Genomic DNA, 17,352 nt, shown 5'->3' on the forward strand with positions numbered 1-17,352 from the left:
GCCTACTCGAGGCGCGTGGGCCCCACGGGCAGGCCCTCGTTCCCCTCCGCATCCACGGTGGCCAGGGCGAAGACGTTGGAATCCGGCACCACGTCCGGGATCACCAGGTGGTCCGACACAGGCAGGCGCTGGAGGCGCTGCCAGGTCACGCCATCCGCCCGCCGCCGGAAGAGGAGGAGGCCCTTGATGCGCGGATCTGCCGGCAGGGTCCAGCGCAGCCGCGTGTCGGGGCTCACGGCGCCACCCAGGGTGAGGTCCTTCACCGGAGCCGGGGCAGCGGCCAGGGTGGCCACGGCGGCGCAGAGGGCCTTCGCCAGCTTCGCGGCGTAGGGTGCATCGAAATGGGCAAGGTCGTCGCCGTAGGCGCGGCCCTCCACGGTGCGCACGTCCTGGTGCTGACGGTCGTAGTGCTCCTGGGCCTCGCGGAGGCAGGCGGCCGGGTAGCCCTCGGCCGTGAAGCTCATGTGGTCCGAGCCGCGGGCGATGCGGTCGCGGCGGAGCATGACGAGCAGGTCCAGGTTCTCCACGTAGCGCTCGCCCAGGCGCTTCACGTAGCGGGCCCATTCCCGGGACCGGCCGTCGTTCTCCGTGCCCAGGGCCAGCCGCAGCCGGCGCGCCTCGGGCGTCTCTCCGGCGGGCACGCCCTCGCTCCAGAGGCGGGCGGTGACGTTGTCCTTCACGCCGTTCTCGCCCTCGGTGTTGCCGGCGATGTCCACGCTCAGCATGGCGAGGACGTCCACGCCCTCGGCCTTCAGCCGCTTCGCCAGGTGCGTGCTGCCGTATAGGCCCTGCTCCTCGCCGGCGACGGCCACGAAATAGACGGTGACCGCGGGCCGCTCCGCAGCCATGACCCGGGCCAGCTCCAGCATCATGGCCGTGCCGCTGCCGTCGTCGTCGGCGCCCGGCGCGTCCGAGGTGGCATCCATCACGTCCGTGGCCCGGCTGTCGTAGTGGCCCGTGAGGACGATGGCCTCCTTCGCCCGCACCGGGTCGATCCCGGGCAGCACGGCCCCCACGTTCACGATCTCCACGGGAGCCGGGATCCTCGACGCCGCCGGCTGGGTGAACCGGTCCTCGAAGGGCCGGAGCCGGGAACCGGGAAGCGCCGCCAGGTCCGCGAACTGGCCGGCGAGCCAGGTCCGGGCGGCGCCGATGCCGCGGTGTGGGGAGGTGGTCTCCGACAGGGTGTGCCGCGTCCCGAAGCCGACGAGGTTCGCCACCGTGGCCTGCAGCCGCGGGGCCTCCACGGAGGCCACGAGCCGTTCCACGCGGGGCGAGCGCACCTCCTGGGCGGCGAGGAGGGAGGCGAGGGCGAGCAGGAGCGCGACACGGCGCATGGGTTCTCCGGAGGGGTCATCCAGGGTGGACCCGGCCGGCACCGGAGGCAATGGCCTCCCGGAACCCGCGCTAGACTGGGGTCTTCCGCATCCGGAGGTTCCATGTTCCGCCTCGACGGCAAGGTCGCCCTCGTCACCGGTGCCAGCCAGGGCATCGGCGAAGCCATTGCGAAGCGCCTCGCGGCCCAGGGGGCCACGGTGGTGTGCGCCGCCCGCACGCTGAGCAAGCTCCAGGAGGTGGCGGATGCCATCCAGTCCGCGGGGGGAAAGGCGGATGTGGTGGCCGCCGACCTGTCGGACACGGCCTCGGTGAGGGCCGCCATCGCTGCGACGGTGGAGCGCCATGGCGCTATCCACATTCTGGTGAACAACGCGGGCATCACCCGGGACAAGCTCCTGATCCAGATGAAGGAGGAGGACTGGGACGCGGTGCTTGACACGAACCTCAAGGGCGCCTGGACCGCCATCCAGGCCGCCACGAAGCCCATGATGAAGCAGCGCTGGGGGAGGATCATCAACATCGCCTCGGTGGTGGGACAGATGGGCAATCCGGGCCAGGCCAACTACGTGGCCGCCAAGGCGGGCCTCATCGGCCTCACGAAGTCCGTGGCCCGGGAGCTGGCCAGCCGCAACGTGACGGCCAATGCCGTGACGCCGGGCTACATCGAGACCGCCATGACCGCCGGGCTGGGCGAGGATGTGAAGGCCGAGTTCACCAGACAGATTCCCCTGGGACGGATGGGCACGGGCGAGGACATCGCCGCCGCCGTGGCGTTCCTGGCCAGCGAGGAGGCCGGCTACATCACGGGGCAGACCTTGAGCGTCAACGGCGGGATGCTGATGGCCTGACATGTCCGGCTGGCGGGATTCCCCGATGGTCTCCGGGCTCCGGCGGGCGCTGGCCGCCCTGCGTCCGCGCTGGGCCTGGATCACCCTGGCCTGCGGGCTGCCCTGGCTGCTGATCCCGTCCAGCCGGCTGGTCACGGGTTCGGGCTGCCTGTGGACCCTGTCGGGCCTGGCTTTCTGGGTGGCCGCCTTCGTCCTGGGATTCCTGGGGATCCGGTGGCTGTGGCGGCGGATCCTCTTCAAGGTCTCCCGGCGGCTCTGGGTGATCCTGATCCTCGTCTCCTTCCTGCCGGCGCTCTCGCTGACGGCGCTCTTCGTGTCCGTGGGCTGGCTGGGGCTGGGCGCCCAGGTGGGCCGCGCCTTCCAGGGTGACCTGAAGCGCATGGAGACCGCCGTGCGCGAGGCGGTGAACCAGCCTTCGGATGCCGCCGCCCTCAAGGCCCTGGAGGTGCTGGGCGAGGCGCACGTGCGGCGGGTGGACGCCCTGCCGCCCGGCGTGAAGGACGGCTTCGTGGGCTACGTGTACGACGTGACGCCGGAGGGGAAGAAGGTGGTGGCCCTGCGGGCGGTGGCCGCCGAGGGCGACCGCCACCGCCTCCTGAGCCTCGGCCTGGGCCGCATGAGCGCCTCGGGGCGGGAGATCTGGGGCGGGCGCATGATCTACCGCCTGGATTGGGGCTCCGGCGAGAAGGGCAAGGTGCGGTCGAAACTCGGGAACGAGGAGGCCCCGCTGGAGTTCTCGGGCCTGTTCACCGGCGCCTCGCCTGTCACCACCTACCAGGACGGCGAGGTGCCCCAGGGCCGCGGCCTCTTCCACCCCTTCAGCCTGCCCCCCGTGGGCCTGCGGGTGATCGACTGGGAGACGGGCCGGCCCATGCTCCTCAGCGCGACCCCGGAGACGAACCTGGAGGAGCTCTTCCGGGGATTCGGATTCGGGTCCAAGGGCGGCAACCTCTCCGGCCAGACCCTCCTGATCATCGGCGGACTGGTGGTGGGCATCTTCCTCCTCTTCTCCTTCCAGCTGGTGGCCCTGGTCATGGGGTTCTACCTGGCCCGCCAGCTCGGGAAGGCCGTGGACGGCCTCTTCCGGGGCGTCTCCCGCCTGAGCGCCGGGGACTTCACCGTCCGCATCCGCCCCCGGGGTCGGGACCAGGTGGCCCGGCTCACCGTGGCCTTCAACGAGATGGCGGGCCGCCTCCAGCAGGCGGACGTGGAGCGCGAGGAGCGGCTGCGCATGGAGGAGGAGCTCCGGGTGGCCCGCGAGGTGCAGATGCGCCTGCTGCCGGACCTGGAGGCCCTGCACCTGCCCTCGGTCCGCGCCACGATCCTGCCCGCGCGTGAGGTGGCCGGCGACTACTACGACCTGTTCCCCCTTCCGGAGGGCAGCCTCGCCTTCCTCATCGCCGACGTCAGCGGCAAGGGCACCAGCGCGGCCTTCTACGCCGCGGAGACCAAGGGTGTCCTCTCCGCCCTGGACAAGGAAGCCCTGGATCCCCGCGAAGTGGCGGCCCGCTTGAATGCCATCTGGTGCGAGGGCCACGGCAAGAACCTCTTCCTCACGCTGGTGTACGGCACCTTCCATCCCCGCACGGGGCGTTTCGCCTTCGTGCGCGCCGGCCATCCCCCGGCCTTCCTCCGGCGGGCCGAGGGGGCCGTGGAGCGGCTGAACCCCCGGGGCCTGGGCGTGGGCCTCAGCGCCGCCCGGTTCGCCGGAGCCCTCGAGCTCTGCGAGGGGACGCTGGAACCCGGCGACCGGCTGGTGTTCTACACCGACGGCCTCAGCGAGGCCCTCGATCCCTTCGATGCCCTCTACGGCGAGGCCCGGCTGGCCGAGCTTCTGGCCCGGCCCGCCGAGGACCTGCAGGCGGCCATCCTCGCGGACGTGACCGCCTTCACCCAGGGCCGGCCCCTGGCCGACGACCTCACCCTGCTGATCCTGGGGCGCTGACGGGCAGGCCCAGCGCCACCAGCCGCCGGGCGGCGGCCGAGATGGCGTCCGGCTGGGGGATGAAGGCCTGCTCCAGGGGGTAGCTGGACGGTGCGGGGGCGTCGGGCCCCGTGATGCGGACCACCGGCGCCTTCAGGTCGGCGAAGGCCTCGGCGGCCACGAGGGCGGCCACTTCCGCGCCCACACCGCAGGGGGCGGCGGCCTCGTGCACCACCACCAGGCGCCCCGTCTTCCGGACCGAACGGAGGATGGACTCCGTGTCCAGGGGCTTGAGCGTGCGGAGGTCCAGCACTTCGGCGGAAATGCCCTCCTCGGCGAGGGTCTCCGCGGCCTGCAGGCAGGTGTGCACGGTCTTGGCGTAGGAGACCAGGGTCACGTCCGAACCCTCGCGGCGGATGGCCGCCTGCCCGAGGGGCACGAGGACGTCGCCCTCCGGCACCTCGCCGGGGACGAAGGCCAGGGCCAGGTCCACGAAGAAGAGCACGGGATTCTCGTCGCGGATGGCGGCCTGCATGAGGCCCTTGAAGTCCGCGGGCGTGGAGGGCATCACCACCTTCAGCCCCGGGCTGTGGACGAACCAGGCCTCGAGGTTGTGGTTGTGCTGGGCCCCGACGGTCCAGCCCCCGCCGGTCATGGCCAGGGCCACCATGGGGAAGGCGAACTGGCCGCCGGACATGTAGCGGAGCTTGCCGGCGCTGTTGACGAGCTCGTCCATGGCGAAGCAGAGGAAGGGCGCGAAGAGCAGGTCCACGATGGGCCGGAGCCCGGTGGCGGCGGCCCCGGCGGCGGTGCCGGCGATGATGCCCTCCGCCAGGGGCGTGTTGCGGACGCGGGCGGACCCGAATTCCGACACCAGCTCCGGATGCTTGGTGGCCGTGCCCTCGCCGAAGATGAGGACGCGGCTGTCGCGGCGCATCTCCTCGGCGATGGCCTGGCCGATGGCTTCGTTCACGGTGAGAAGGGGCATGGCGGTCTCCTAGGCGTAGACCTCGGTGGCGAGTTCGGCGGGATCGGGGAAGGGGGAGGCGGCGGCGAAGTCGGCGGCTTCATCGATGTCGCGGCGGATCCGCGCCTCCAGCCGGGCCAGGTCCGCCTCTTCCAGTCCTCCCTGCGCGAGGAGGCGGGCCTTCTGGCGGTCGATGGGATCCTTGGCCCGCCACTCGGCGATCTCCGCGGGGTCCACGTAGGACTGGTCGTGGGGCTCCATGTGGCCCCGCTGGCGGTAGGTGGTGGCCTCCAGGAGGAAGGGGCGCCGGGTGGCGCGGACCTGCGCCACGGCGGCGGTGGCGGCCTCGAACACGGCCTCCACGTCGTTGCCGTCCACGGTGAGGGCCTCGATGCCGTAGCCTGCCGCCCGAGGCGCGATGTGGTCGCCGACCATGGTCTCCTTCCGGTGGACGTAGGCCTGCCACTGGTTGTTCTCGCAGACGTAGAGCACGGGCAGGTTCCAGATGGAGGCGAGGTTCAGGGACTCGTGGAAGATGCCCTCGCAGGCCGCGCCGTCGCCGAAGAAGCACGCGACGATGCCGTCGCCGCCGAGCATCTCCCGGGAGAGCGCGGCGCCCGTGGCGAGGGACAGCTCCCCGCCCACGATGGTGGAGGTGAGGATCACCCCCAGCTCCTTCGCAGAGATGTGCAGGGTGCCGCTCTTGCCCTTGCAGTAGCCGGTGCTGCGGCCCATGACCTCGGCCAGCATGCGGCCGGGATCGGCGCCCCGGGCCAGCAGGTGTCCGGCGCTCCGGTGGTTGGTGAGGATCTGGTCCTGGGGGGCCAGGGCCGAGACCACGCCCGCCGCCGCGGCCTCCTGGCCGACGGAGGTGCAGACGTGGGGGAAGGGGCCGGCTTCGTGGAAGGCGATGATCTTCTCCTCGTAGGCGCGGATGAGCAGCATCCGCTCCAGCAGGAGCCGGGACGTGGACAGGGGAAGGGCTGGCGGCATGGGGGCCTCCGGGAATCAGCGGGTTGAGGGGGGTCAGCGGGAACGAGTCCCGGCGCCGGCGTCGATCCAGGCTCGGAGGCGGTCGAGGGCCTCCCGGTCGGCGAGGACCGAGCCCAGCGGGGGCATCTGGGAGGTCGGACGGCGGGAGGCCATCCGGTAGGGCACGGTGCTGTGGCCGGCCTCGCCCGGGAGGATGCGGTGGCTGCGGCCCGGGGCCTCGCCGGGGAGGGTGAAGCGGCTGGGCCGGCCCACGGTGGAGGCCTGTCCGGGTTCCGGGACTCCCGCCGCGGCGTGGACATGGCGGAAGTCCAGGTCCAGGCCGTCGATGGGCTGGTCCCTGCGGTGGCAGGCGCCGCAGTTGGCGGCCAGGTAGCCCAGCACCGCGCGGGTGTCGGGATCGGTGGCCCGGATGCGCGGGGGATTCACCAGCAGATCGGGACGGGCGTGGCGGAGCCGCCCCGCTGCCACCAGCTCGGCCAGGGTGAGCATGCCCGGCTGGAGGGGCTCGCCGTGGATGGCCCCGGGATCGCGGTCCGGGGAGAGCTGGAGCGCGGTGAATCCGAGCGGTTCCGTGCGTCCGTTCCCGTGGCAGGTCCGGCAGTCGGTCACGCCGGGGATGCTGTGCCGCAGGCCGGGCGTGATCTCCGCGACGTCCGGGAGGCCCTCGTCCGGCACGAGGGTGGCCTCTGTCTGCGTGGCGTTCCAGGCATAGCTGGCGAAGACCCAGGTGCGGGGCCGGGCATGCCAGAGGAAGCGCGTCTCCACCTTGCGGCCATGGAACCGGAACTCCTTCCAGAACTTCGTGCCCACGGGGAAGGTCCAGGCGTCCTCCTCCCGGCCGTCGATGGCCGCGCCTTCGGGGAGCCGGACCCACCGGGACTTCGCCGCCCCGTCCGACCACAGCGGGTACTGGGGGGCGTAGGGGCGGTTGCGGGTGTCGACGCGCCCCGGGGCCGCGTAGAGCCCCGTCTGCGAGAGCAGCCGGGGGGCGCGGGGCGCCGGGAGGTCGCGGGCCGTCCCCGGAAGCATCCCGAGGACGGCGGCGAGCAAAGTGAGGACCGGACGCATGGCGGGTTCCGGCCTCAATGGGACGCGACGGGTTCCAGGGCCTCGGGCACGCGGTTGCGCACCGGAGGCTGGGCCTTCAGGTAGGCGAAGAGGGCCTTCAGGTCCGCGTCGCTGGCGGCCTGGAGGATCTGGATGGGCATGGGGGGGAGGATGGGCCGCCCCTTGCCGAGGTGGCGCCCGGACCGGACGGCCTGGAGGAACTGGGCCTCGGTCCAGTGCCCCAGGCCCGTCTCGGCATCGGGGGTGAGGTTCGCGGCGAAGGTCACGCCCCAGGGACCGGCGAAGGCCGTGTTGGTGCCGGCGCCGGCCCACGCCCAGGGCGCCTTGAGCTCTGGAGCGGCGGGCATCACCAGGGCCTCGGGGTGGCCGGACAGGCCGCGGGCGACATCCATCTCCGGTCCCTTGGGGCCCATCTTCCGGGGCATGTGGCAGTCCGCGCAGCCCATGATGCGGACCAGGTAGGCGCCCCTTCGGAGCTGGGCATCCGGGGCCGCCGCCGATGCGAGTCCGCAGGAGAGTCCGGCCAGGAGGGCGGCGCGGAAGGTGCAGGGAAACATGGATCACCTCATCAGGAAGGTCGGGATCGGTCCCGATGGGTGGTTTAGCGAGAGGGGCGAGTCTGGTTTATGGTTTTTTCCACCCTTAAGGAAGAATTAGCGCCTCTTTAAGAAGCTTTTAAGAAATGCGAGATCGGGGCCGGGGTCAGCCTGGGGTCGCGACCTTCCCCGGCCCGTCCGCGAGCTCGAGGGGGCACCCCACCTGCAGGCGGAACCGGCCCCGGCCCGTCTTCTGGAGGCGGATGCAGGCCCCCCGCTCCTCGAGCCGGCGGCCCAGGAGCACCAGCCGGGCCTCGAGGTTGTCGCTGACGTCCGGCAGCCTCACCCGGGGGTCCAGGCGCAGCTCCCGGTTCGTGAAGTCGGTCCGGCCCAGGGCCAGGTGGTCCCGGAGCAGGGCCCAGAGGATGCTGCCGGCCACGCCCTTGATGAGGTACTCCCCGTCCAGGAACACGCTGTCGTTCTCCGTGTAGTGCCGCACCACCACGGGACGGCCGCCGGCGACGGAGGGTTCCGCGGAAGGGAGGAGCTCGTCGGGAACCTCCGCATCCGCCTGCAGGAGGCGGATGGCGGTGCCCAGGTGGCTGGCGAAGACCACCGCGGCGTCCTCGTCGTCGTAGGTGAAACGCAGCTCGGCCGGGCTCTCCATGAAGAGCACCCCCAGGGGGCCCGCGGGCCCTTGGATGGGCACGGCCAGCTGGCTTCCCGGGGCGGCCAGCCCGGGCAGGGGGATCTCGGTCTCCAGCCGGTCCGCCAGGACGCCCTGCCCGACGGTCTCCCGGATGGCCCGGCCGTAGGTGTATTCGGAGGTCATGTGTCCGATGCGGATGGGGACGCCCTCCCGTGCCGCGACGCCGATGATCCCCTGCCCCACGGGGATCTCCGCGCCCACGCCGGAGGCCTCGTAGCCCCGGCTGGCCACGGTATAGAGGCGGTCGCCGGCCGCGTCGAGCAGGAGCACCATGGCGTGGTGGAGGTCGAAGTGGCGCGCCAGGCCGTCCAGTGCCGCCTCCAGGAGGGCGGCCAGGTCCCCGCAGGCGGAGAAGGCCTCCGAGCAGGCCCGCAGGGCGGCCAGGAGGCACAGGTCCCGGGCCGGCGCGGGCAGCGACTCCCCGGGCAGGGCCTCGATCTCGAGCACGCGGTAGACGTCGGATCCCAGCAGCCTGAACACGCCCGACATGCCCGTGTGGGAGGCGATGCCGGCGAGCTTGGCCCTCATGCATTCGAAGAGCGGACCCGAGGTCTCCGTCCGGAGGTATTCCATGGAGAACCGGTACTGCCGGGCGGTCCATGGATGGACGAGGATCATGGCCACCCGGGGGTTCGCGAGGACATTGCGCCGGGTGTGGTTGAAGAACTGGTAGGACAGGGCCACATGATCGGGATCCACGTACTGCACCTGGGAGAGCTGGGCCACGTTGGGGATCCCGTCCGCAGAGCAGGTGCAGAGCACGCCAGGAACGGCTCCGTCCATGCAGTCGCGGAGAGCGTCGGCCCGCAGCTTCATCGGGCCCCAGCCAGGGGCGCGCCGGCCTGGGGACCGGGGGTCTGCAGGTGGGCCGAGTCCGGGGTGAAGGCCACGGCGGTGAGATCCTCCAAGGGCGCCGCGAGCAGGGCCCGGATGAGTGGCTCGGGGAATCCCAGCCGGCCCACCTCCGTCACGAAGGCCTGCCGGTAGGCCTCCACCCGATGGGCATCCCCGGGATCGAGCGGGACCTCCCGGGCGTCCGCGGCCTTGATCTGGATGGCTCGGTGGCTGTGGGGTTCGGTGAAGACGATCGCCACCGCGCCGTTGTCCGCGATGGCCTCGAGGAGGGGCGAGGCCTGCCGGCGGGACAGGAAGACTGTCACCCGGGTCCGGTCGGTGGACACCCGGCAGCCCAGGGCCCGCGCGAGGGTGGGGATCCGGTGGCTGTCCCGGGCCCCCACGTTGATGGACACGCCGCCTTCGAGGAAGGCCGCGAGCTCCGGGTCGAGAAGGGGCGCGGGCGGGTTCATGGGACCGTCGGGATCGAGGCTTCCATGAAACCACGGATCACCAGATGGCGGGACTCCCCGGCGCGTCGCAGAGGGAGCCTGGATCAGGGAGGTACGGAAGCGGAAACGCCCGTCAGGCCTCGTCGGGGAGGGGCTGCGCGGCCACCCCTTCGGCCGCGGGGGCGTCGAAGCGGCCGAACTTCCAGAGCAGGATCGGCAGGAGCAGCAGGTTGAGGAGGGTGGAGGTGGTCAGCCCGCCGAGGATGACGACGGCCATGGGGCCCTCGATCTCGCGGCCCGGCTGGCGAGAACCGAGGGCCAGGGGCAGGAGGGCCAGGGCCGTGACGGTGGCGGTCATGAGGATGGGCACCAGCCGCTCCTCTGCCGCCCGCCGAGCCGTGGCCTGGTCCCAGGAGCAGCCCTCCTGGAACACCAGGTGCTCCGCGTGGGAGATGAGCATGATGCTGTTGCGGGTGGTGATGCCGAAGAGGGTGACGAAGCCCACGAGGGCGCCCAGGTTCAGCGTCCCGCCCGTGAGGAGGGCGCCGAGCACGCCGCCCATGAGGGCGAAGGGCAGGTTGGCCAGCACCAGCGCGAGGTTGCGGGGAGAACGGAAGACCAGGCTCAGGAGGGCCAGGATGCCCGCGAAGGCGATGAGCAGGTGGAAGGCCAGCTCCCGGTGGGCGGCGTCCTGGACCTCCAGCACCCCCCCGAACCGGGCCGTGATCCCGGGCGGCAGGCCTGCGCCCTGGACGGCCCTCCGCGCGTCGGCCACGAAGGCCGCGAGGCTGCGGCCCTGCACGCTGCAGGTCACGACCGTGCGCCGCTGGGCGTCGTCGTGGAGCACGGCGTAGCGGCCGGTGCCCCGCTGGAGACGCGCCACCTGGGACAGGGGCACGCTGCGGCCGTCCGGGGTGTGGAGGGCCAGGTCCAGCACGCGCTGGGGGTCCCGGCGGGTCTCCGGCAGCAGGGTGAGGGCCACATCCGTCACCACCGGCCCCTGGAAGACCTGCCCGACCACCTGGCCCTGGTAGGCCGTCTGGATGGCCTCCAGCACCTCCACGGGGCGCAGCCCCTGGCGGGCGACGGCCTCGGGATCCAGGCGGAGGGTCCACTCGGGTTGCCCCGGCGGGCTGTCCACGGCCACCTCCTGGGCTCCGGGGACGCCCGCCAGCACCGCCTTGACCCGGGCCGCCGCGGCGTCCAGCTGATCCAGGTCCTGGCCGCTGAGCTGCACCACCACGGGGGCGTTGCTGCCGGAGATGTAGTCGTCCACGCGGTCCGCCAGGTAGGTCTTCACCTCGAAGGTGGCGCCGGGCAGGGCCCGCAGGGCCTCCCGCACCCGGTCGGGGGTGTCCGCAGGCGCGCCGGGGGCCAGCTCCAGGTCGAACTCGCTGAACTGGGGGCCCACGGTGTCGTCGCCGCCCTCGGTGCGGCCGGCCCGCTGGGAGATGCGGCCCATGGCGGGCACCTTGGCCAGCACGGCGGCCACCCGCTGCCCCAGGCGCAGGCTCTCCTGGAGCGAGGCCCCCGTGGGCAGGTTCACCTGGAGGATGAGGTGCCCCTCCTGGAAGTCGGGCAGGAAACCGCCGGAGAGGAAGGGCAGGGCCACCAGGGCGCCCGCCACCAGGAGGCCCGCGCCCAGGAGCAGGGCCTTGGGGCGGGCCATGAGGTCGCCCACCAGCCCGTGGTAGCGGGCCTTGAGCCGGGCCACCCAGGCCGGTTCCTCGTGGGGCAGGCGGCCCTTCCCGAAGATCAGCAGCGTCATGGCCGGCGTCACCGTGAGGGCCACCAGCAGCGAGGCCAGCACGGCGGAGAGGTAGGCCCAGCCCAGGGGCGCGAAGATCCTGCCCTGCACGCCGCTGAAGGCCAGCACCGGGAACATGACCAGGGCCACCACGCCCGTGGCGAAGACCACGGAGCCGCGGACCTCCATGGAGGCCTCCAGGACGATCCGGGCGGCGGAACGCGGGTCAGCCGCCTCCCGGGCCAGCCGCATGCGCCGGAGGATGTTCTCCACGTCGATGATGGCGTCGTCCACCACCTCGCCCAGGGCGATGGTGAGGCCGCCCAGGGTGAGGGTGTTGAGGGTGAAGCCCAGGTGCACCAGCACGATCACCGCCGCCAGCAGGGACAGCGGGATGGCCGTGAGGGAGATGAAGGCGGTGCGGGGATCCCGCAGGAAGGCCAGCAGCACGAGGACCACCAGCAGGCCGCCCAGCAGGAGGGCGTTGCGGGCGTTGCCCACGGCCGTCTCGATGAAGGAGGCCACGCGGAAGGTGGGGGCGTGGAGCGCGATGCCGCGTCGCGCCAGGTCCGGGCCCTGGGCCTTCAGCTCGGCCTCGATGGCCTTCGTCACTTGGATGACGTCGGCCCCCGGCTGCACGAACAGCTCGCAGGTGAGGCCCGTCCGGCCGCCCACCATGGCCGCGCTGGTGGACGGGGCCGGGCCCCAGGCCACCCGGGCCAGGTCCGCGATGCGGAGCACCGCGCCGTCCTTCGCGGCCACGGCCACCTGGCCGAGGGCCTCGGGGGTGAGGCTCTGGCCCTCGCTCCGCAGCACGATCCGCTGCTCCGGCGTGTCCACGAAGCCCGCGCCGCGGATGCCCGTGGCGGCCGCGGCCGCGGCGCGCACCTGGTCCAGGGTGAGGCCGTGGGCCTGGAGGCGGCCGGGGATGAGCTGGATCTGGAGCTGGCGCACCTCGCCCCCGTAGTCCGACACGTTGGCGATGCCGGGGATGCCCAGCAGCCGGGGCCGCAGGGCCCAGTCCAGGTAGGTGCGGAGGTCCATGGGGGACAGGCGGTCGCTGGTGAGGCCGAAGGCGTAGGCGTAGCCGGTGCTGGAGGCCAGGGGGGCCAGGGCCGGCGTGCCGGCGCCCGCGGGCAGGTGGCCCGCGGCCTCGGCCACGCGCTCGGCCACCTGCTGCCGGGCCCGGTAGATGTCCGTGCCTTCGGCGAAGGTGGTGTCGATGGCAGAGATGCCCTGGATGCTCTGGGAGCGGAGGTGCTCCAGGCCCGGCACGCCGTTGAGGGCGCGCTCCAGGGGCAGCGTCACGAGCTGCTCCACCTCCTCCGGCGAGAAGCCCGGCGCCTGGGTCTGCACCGTGACCATGGGCGGGGCGAACTCGGGGAAGACCCCCAGCTGCGCGTGGTACGAGCTGTAGAGGCCGTAGGCCACCAGCAGGGCGGCCGCGACCATGACCAGGCCCCGCAGCCGGAGGGCGCTCCGGACGATGGCGTTCAGCATCAGACGCCCCCCGCGCCGATGGCGGTGCCCTCGGCCAGCCGCGCGTACTCGCCCTGCAGGGCCAGGGCTCCGCGCAGGACCACGGGCTCATCCTTCTTCAGGCCGCCCGCCAGCGCCACGGACTCGTCCAGGGAGAAGGCCACCGCCACGGCCCGGGGTTCGAAGCGGCCGGGACCCACCTCCACGAAGACCCGCGCCTGGCCGTCAGACCAGAGGAGCGAGGTCCGGGGCACCAGCACATGGGTGGCGGGCTGTGCGGCGAGGGTGGCGTCCACGGGCAGGCCGGGCCGGAGCCCCGCGCCGGGGGCCAGGGCCAGGAGGGCGAGGCCACCCGTGAGGGGGGATCCGCCGGGGGCGAGGCCCACCACCGCCAGCGCCAGGGGGCCCGCGAGTCCCGGCGCGGTGGCGCTCAGGGAGCGGGGCAGGGGCGAGGGGGCGGGCTGGCCCAGGGGCAGGTCCAGGCGCACCACCACCCGGCGGAAATCCGCCAGGCCGAGGGTGTCGCGGAGGCCGTACTGGGTCCAGGCGGCCTGGGCCTTCCGGGCCTCGCCCTCGGCGCCCTGGCGCTGGGCCGAGGCGGCGGCCGCGGCACCTTCGGCCTCCTGCAGGGCCCGGTCGGAGGCGCCGCGGTCGGCGGCGTGGAGGGAGCGGACCCGGGCCAGCTCGGCCAGGGCGGCCGCCTCGCCGGACCGCGCAGCCCGGAGGGCCGCCTCCGCCGAGCGATGCCGGGCCTCGAGCTCGAGGAGGGGCAGGGGATCCAGGACCACGCCGTGAAGGATCAGGCGATCGGCGGCCGGGGCCTCCCGGGCCGGCGCCACCTGCAGGTCGAGGGCCTCCGCCTGGCCCCGGGCGAGCTGCAGGGCGGGCCGGCCGTCGGGCCCCTTGGCCAGGGTGGCCTCCGGCGGCGCCGGGGGCGCATCGTCCGCGTCCCCGCCCGGCCCGCCCGCCAGGAGCCGGGCCGTGATGCCGCCCGCCAGCAGGAGGGCGAGGCCGCCGAGGAGCAGGCGGGCGCGCCGGGAGAGGGGATGGGCTTCGCTCATGGCCGGGCTCCGGTCGGGGGTTCGAAGGGATAGGGGCGTTCCGCCGGGTCCAGGGGCTTCTGGAAGGCGTCCTCCACCGCCAGGCGGGCACGGGCCTCTTCCGCCCAGGCCTCCACGGCCAGGCCGCGGGCCTGCAGGGCCTCCAGCTCCGCGGCGAGGAGGGCGCCCCGGTCGAGGCTCCCCAGGGCCAGGGCGCGTCGCGCCGCCTCGAGGCGGGCCTGGGCGCCGGCCAGGGCCGCGTCCTGGGCCTTCAGGGCGGCCTGGGCCGCGGCCAGGCGACCCTCCGCCAGCCCCGCGCCCGCAAGGGCCTGGGCCTCCGCCTGGCGGAGCCGGGCCTCGAGGACCGCGCGCCGCGCCACGGCCTCGGCGATGGGACCCTGGCGCCGGTCGAAGAGGGGCAGGTCCACGGTGAAGCCCAGGGTCCACTTCTTCACCCCCTGGTCGAAGCTGTAGCCGGGGCCGAGCTGGAGGTTGGGCACCCGCTGGGCGAGTTCCTGCTCCAGCGCCGTCTCGTTCTGGTCCCAGGCCAGGAGGATGCGCCGCACATCGAGCCGGTGGATGAGGGCTTCGGTCCTCCCCGGGGGCGGCGCCGAACCCGGGGCCAGGTCCGGTGGCGGCTCCTGGTCCAGCCGCGGCGCGAAGGTGGCGGGCGGCAGGCCCGCCGCCAGGGCCAGGGTGGACTCCGCCCGCCGGAGCGCGCTCTGCGCGGAGAGGCGGCCGGCCTCGGCCCGCTGGGCCTCCTGGGCGACCGCGGCGCGCTCGGGGGCCCCGATCTCGCCCACGGCGAAGCGGCGGTCCTGGAGGTTCCGCAGGTCCGTCCAGATCGCGGCGCTCCGGTCCGCGACGGCGGCGGCCTCGCGGGCCTGGCGCCAGTCGACCAGCGCGGTGCGCACGCCCATGCGGAGCCGCCAGGCGGTGTCGGCCACCGCCAGCTGGGCGGCCTGCACCTGCAGCGCCGCCTGCCGGAGGCGCAGGCGCCGCTTGCCGCCCAGCTCCACGGGGAGCGAGAGCCCGTAGGTGAGGGTCCAGGGCTGCGGCACGCCCTCGGCCCGGGTGGCGCCGAAGCCGAAGGTCGGGTTGGGGATCGCCTTCGCCGTCCGGATGCCGGCCTGGGCGGCGCTCAGCTCGGCCCGGGCCAGGTCGAGGTCCGGGTGGTCCCGCCAGGCGAGGGTGGTGAGCGCGGTGGCGAGGTCGCCGGCGGGGATGGCCTCCGGCCGCCGGAGCTCGGCGAGGGTGCGCGCGGGATCCAGCTCGGCCCGGGGAGGCCGCCCGCAGCCGCCCGCGAGGAGCGCCAGGGCGAGGGGGGGGAACAGGGCGCGGCTCCGCATGGACCCAGGATGGTCGCGGCCCCTGACCCCTTCCTGATCCCGACCTGACCGTTTCGTCAGGCGCGGGGGACCACGAGCCGCGCCAGGGTGCCGGCCGGCTCGAGCCGCACCACCTCCAGGCGACCGCCGTGCATCCGGGCGATGCCCTGCACGATGGCCAGGCCCAGGCCCGCGCCGCCGGAGCCCCGGCTGCGCGAGGGGTCCGGGCGCAGGAAGCGCTGGCCGAGTCGCGCGAGGGCCTCCGGCGGAATGCCCTCGCCCTGGTCCGACACCTCCAGGGCCACGCCGTCCGCGACCTCCCGGGCGGCAAGCCTCACGGCGCTGCCCGCGGGGGCGTGGCGGAGGGCGTTGGCCAGCAGGTTGTGCAGGGCCCGCCGCAGCAGGGTGGGGTCGCCGGTCACGGCCAGGTCCGGTGGCGCCGCCACGGCCAGGGTCACGTCGCGCTCCTCGGCCAGGGGGCCGAAGGGCCCCCGTGCCTTCTCCAGCAGGTGCGCCGCCTCCAGGCGCTCGAGCTTCAGGTGGGTGGCGGGGTCCTCGGTCCGGGCGAGGAAGAGCATCTGCTCGATCATGTCGCCCAGGTGGACCAGGGTCTCCATCATGCTCGCCAGGCGCTCCTCGGCCGCGGCCTGGGGACGGGCCAGGAGCCCCTCCACCTCCAGGCGCAGGGCGTGGATGGGCGTGCGCAGCTCGTGGGCCATGTCGGCATTGAGGGTCCCCAGGCGGGTGAAGGCGGCCTCCAGGCGCTCGAGCACGCCGTTCAGCGAGGCGGTGAGGTCCTGCAGCTCCAGCGGGGCCTCGGCGGCGGAGAGCCGCGCGGTGAGCGTCTCCGGACGGATGCCCGACACGGCCCGGCTGAGGCGCTCCAGGGGCGCCAGGCCCCGCCGCGCGATGAGCCAGCCCGCCAGGGCCGACAGGACCGCCACCAGGGCCGCGTTGAGGGCGAGGAACTCGCGGTACCGCCCCAGGAGCCGCTCGCGGTGGTGGAGATCCTTGGCGGCCTGGACCAGGCCACCCGGGCAGGGGAGGACCTCCACCAGCAGGTCGGTGTCGCCGGGCCCCTCGAGGCGCTGCAGGCCGGAGGCGGCCCCGGGCAGGAGGGACTCCGGCGCCATGCGGGCCATGCCGGGCCCCTCCAGCAGGAGGCGGCCCCGGCTGTCCAGCACGCGCACGCGGACCCCGGCGTCGCCCTCCAGGTCCCGGGGCTCCACCCGGCCGCTCTCCGCCATGCGCCGGGCCACCATGCGCGCGGCGTGGCGGACGTCCTCCGCATCGTCCCGCCAGCCGGCCTGGGCCAGGGCGCGGTAGAGGAGGACGGAGCTGCCGCCCATGAGCACCAGGGCCACCAGGGCGTAGGAGGCCGCGAGGCGGAGGGTCAGCGAGGCCGGCCGGCGCTCAGCCACGGGGCGCCTCCAGGAGGTAGCCCACGCCGCGGCGGGTCTGGATGAGCTTGTCCGGGAAGGGGTCGTCCACCTTCCGCCGCAGGCGTCGCACGGCGGCATCCACCAGGTTCGGATCGCCGTCGAAGGCCATCTCCCAGAGCTCCTCGGCGATGCGCGTGCGGGTGACCACGTGCCCCGCGTTGCGGCTGAGCAGTTCCAGCAGCGCGTACTCCTGGGCGGTGAGGTCCAGGCGCTGCCCCTGGCGGTGGACCCGCCGCCGGACGGGATCCAGGTGGAGGTCGCCCACGGTCCGCTCCGGGCCCTGGGGAGGGTTCCGCTGGAGGAGGTTGTGCAGCCGCAGCACCAGCTCGGAGAAGGCGAAGGGCTTCACCAGGTAGTCGCCCCCGGCTTCCAGGCCCCGCAACCGGTCCGGGAGGGCGTCGCGGGCGGTGAGGAACATCGCGGGCGCCGTCACGCCCGCGGCGCGGGCCTCCGCGAGCAGGGTGAATCCGTCCAGCTTCGGCAGCATCACGTCGAGGATGAGGCAGTCGAAGCCGCCCTCCCGCGCCCGGAAGAGGCCCTCCTCGCCGTCGAGGGCGACTTCCACGGCGAAGCCCTCCTCCCGCAGGCCCCGCTCCAGGGCCCGGGCCGCGCGGGGGTCGTCTTCGACGAGGAGGAGCCTCATGGCG

At 73.9% G+C, this 17,352-nt stretch carries 14 protein-coding genes; 2 read left to right on the plus strand and 12 right to left on the minus strand.

Annotation, left to right across the window (positions count from 1 at the left end):
- Positions 1-2: 2 nt before the first annotated feature.
- A complete protein-coding gene (locus QSJ33_RS13355; RefSeq protein WP_285726981.1) occupies positions 3-1,337 on the minus strand; it encodes a M20/M25/M40 family metallo-hydrolase in 1,335 nt (444 codons plus the stop codon).
- A 102-nt stretch (positions 1,338-1,439) separates the two neighbouring features.
- Here QSJ33_RS13355 and fabG point away from each other — a divergent pair, with 102 nt between their 5' ends.
- Positions 1,440-2,186: a 3-oxoacyl-[acyl-carrier-protein] reductase gene (gene fabG / locus QSJ33_RS13360; protein ID WP_285726983.1), complete on the plus strand. Its 747-nt coding sequence runs from the start codon at positions 1,440-1,442 to the stop codon at positions 2,184-2,186.
- 25 nt (positions 2,187-2,211) lie between these two features.
- Positions 2,212-4,131 (plus strand): PP2C family protein-serine/threonine phosphatase, encoded by a 1,920-nt coding sequence (locus tag QSJ33_RS13365; RefSeq protein WP_285726986.1) that lies wholly within the window; start codon positions 2,212-2,214, stop codon positions 4,129-4,131.
- Here the strand turns inward: QSJ33_RS13365 and QSJ33_RS13370 are convergent.
- The 11 genes from QSJ33_RS13370 to QSJ33_RS13420 all read right to left on the minus strand — a co-directional run bounded on the left by QSJ33_RS13370 (position 4,106) and on the right by QSJ33_RS13420 (position 17,348).
- On the minus strand, positions 4,106-5,098 hold the full coding sequence (locus QSJ33_RS13370) for an alpha-ketoacid dehydrogenase subunit beta (protein WP_285726988.1): 993 nt from the start codon (positions 5,096-5,098) through the stop codon (positions 4,106-4,108). The two genes, QSJ33_RS13365 and QSJ33_RS13370, sit on opposite strands and share 26 nt — an antisense overlap.
- Before the next feature lie 9 nt (positions 5,099-5,107).
- Positions 5,108-6,070 (minus strand): thiamine pyrophosphate-dependent dehydrogenase E1 component subunit alpha, encoded by a 963-nt coding sequence (locus tag QSJ33_RS13375; protein WP_285726990.1) that lies wholly within the window; start codon positions 6,068-6,070, stop codon positions 5,108-5,110.
- A 33-nt stretch (positions 6,071-6,103) separates the two neighbouring features.
- Positions 6,104-7,138, minus strand: coding sequence for a hypothetical protein (locus QSJ33_RS13380; RefSeq protein ID WP_285726992.1), 1,035 nt, complete (start codon positions 7,136-7,138; stop codon positions 6,104-6,106).
- Between the two features lie 14 nt (positions 7,139-7,152).
- Positions 7,153-7,695: a hypothetical protein gene (locus tag QSJ33_RS13385; RefSeq protein WP_285726994.1), complete on the minus strand. Its 543-nt coding sequence runs from the start codon at positions 7,693-7,695 to the stop codon at positions 7,153-7,155.
- Between the two features lie 145 nt (positions 7,696-7,840).
- Positions 7,841-9,199 (minus strand): GAF domain-containing protein, encoded by a 1,359-nt coding sequence (locus QSJ33_RS13390; protein WP_285726996.1) that lies wholly within the window; start codon positions 9,197-9,199, stop codon positions 7,841-7,843.
- Positions 9,196-9,690, minus strand: coding sequence for a hypothetical protein (locus QSJ33_RS13395; protein WP_285726998.1), 495 nt, complete (start codon positions 9,688-9,690; stop codon positions 9,196-9,198). Before QSJ33_RS13395 ends, QSJ33_RS13390 begins: the two co-directional genes overlap by 4 nt.
- A gap of 112 nt (positions 9,691-9,802) precedes the next feature.
- Positions 9,803-12,916 (minus strand): efflux RND transporter permease subunit, encoded by a 3,114-nt coding sequence (locus QSJ33_RS13400; RefSeq protein ID WP_285727000.1) that lies wholly within the window; start codon positions 12,914-12,916, stop codon positions 9,803-9,805.
- The gene (locus QSJ33_RS13405; protein ID WP_285727002.1) at positions 12,916-13,956 is read right to left on the minus strand and encodes an efflux RND transporter periplasmic adaptor subunit; all 1,041 of its coding nucleotides are present in this window, start codon (positions 13,954-13,956) and stop codon (positions 12,916-12,918) included. The genes QSJ33_RS13400 and QSJ33_RS13405 overlap by 1 nt, the downstream gene beginning before the upstream one ends.
- Entirely contained in the window at positions 13,953-15,284 is a 1,332-nt protein-coding gene (locus QSJ33_RS13410; RefSeq protein ID WP_285727004.1) for a TolC family protein, read from the minus strand. The genes QSJ33_RS13405 and QSJ33_RS13410 overlap by 4 nt, the downstream gene beginning before the upstream one ends.
- 56 nt (positions 15,285-15,340) lie before the next feature.
- On the minus strand, positions 15,341-16,684 hold the full coding sequence (locus QSJ33_RS13415) for a heavy metal sensor histidine kinase (protein ID WP_285727007.1): 1,344 nt from the start codon (positions 16,682-16,684) through the stop codon (positions 15,341-15,343).
- The gene (locus QSJ33_RS13420) at positions 16,677-17,348 is read right to left on the minus strand and encodes a winged helix-turn-helix domain-containing protein (protein ID WP_285727009.1); all 672 of its coding nucleotides are present in this window, start codon (positions 17,346-17,348) and stop codon (positions 16,677-16,679) included. The genes QSJ33_RS13415 and QSJ33_RS13420 overlap by 8 nt, the downstream gene beginning before the upstream one ends.
- Between the last annotated feature and the right edge of the window lie 4 nt (positions 17,349-17,352).

The sequence above is a fragment of the Geothrix rubra genome, assembly GCF_030268065.1.
Taxonomy (GTDB): domain Bacteria; phylum Acidobacteriota; class Holophagae; order Holophagales; family Holophagaceae; genus Geothrix; species Geothrix rubra.

What these genes read in the sequence shown, in the direction of transcription:
- QSJ33_RS13420 (WP_285727009.1), bottom strand. Translation starts at nt 17,348, where the DNA reads ATGAGGCTCCTCCTCGTCGAAGACGACCCCCGCGCGGCCCGGGCCCTG.
- fabG (WP_285726983.1), top strand. Translation starts at nt 1,440, where the DNA reads ATGTTCCGCCTCGACGGCAAGGTCGCCCTCGTCACCGGTGCCAGCCAG.
- QSJ33_RS13410 (WP_285727004.1), bottom strand. Translation starts at nt 15,284, where the DNA reads ATGCGGAGCCGCGCCCTGTTCCCCCCCCTCGCCCTGGCGCTCCTCGCG.
- QSJ33_RS13355 (WP_285726981.1), bottom strand. Translation starts at nt 1,337, where the DNA reads ATGCGCCGTGTCGCGCTCCTGCTCGCCCTCGCCTCCCTCCTCGCCGCC.
- QSJ33_RS13385 (WP_285726994.1), bottom strand. Translation starts at nt 7,695, where the DNA reads ATGTTTCCCTGCACCTTCCGCGCCGCCCTCCTGGCCGGACTCTCCTGC.
- QSJ33_RS13400 (WP_285727000.1), bottom strand. Translation starts at nt 12,916, where the DNA reads ATGCTGAACGCCATCGTCCGGAGCGCCCTCCGGCTGCGGGGCCTGGTC.
- QSJ33_RS13370 (WP_285726988.1), bottom strand. Translation starts at nt 5,098, where the DNA reads ATGCCCCTTCTCACCGTGAACGAAGCCATCGGCCAGGCCATCGCCGAG.
- QSJ33_RS13365 (WP_285726986.1), top strand. Translation starts at nt 2,212, where the DNA reads ATGGTCTCCGGGCTCCGGCGGGCGCTGGCCGCCCTGCGTCCGCGCTGG.
- QSJ33_RS13405 (WP_285727002.1), bottom strand. Translation starts at nt 13,956, where the DNA reads ATGAGCGAAGCCCATCCCCTCTCCCGGCGCGCCCGCCTGCTCCTCGGC.
- QSJ33_RS13395 (WP_285726998.1), bottom strand. Translation starts at nt 9,690, where the DNA reads ATGAACCCGCCCGCGCCCCTTCTCGACCCGGAGCTCGCGGCCTTCCTC.
- QSJ33_RS13390 (WP_285726996.1), bottom strand. Translation starts at nt 9,199, where the DNA reads ATGAAGCTGCGGGCCGACGCTCTCCGCGACTGCATGGACGGAGCCGTT.
- QSJ33_RS13380 (WP_285726992.1), bottom strand. Translation starts at nt 7,138, where the DNA reads ATGCGTCCGGTCCTCACTTTGCTCGCCGCCGTCCTCGGGATGCTTCCG.
- QSJ33_RS13375 (WP_285726990.1), bottom strand. Translation starts at nt 6,070, where the DNA reads ATGCCGCCAGCCCTTCCCCTGTCCACGTCCCGGCTCCTGCTGGAGCGG.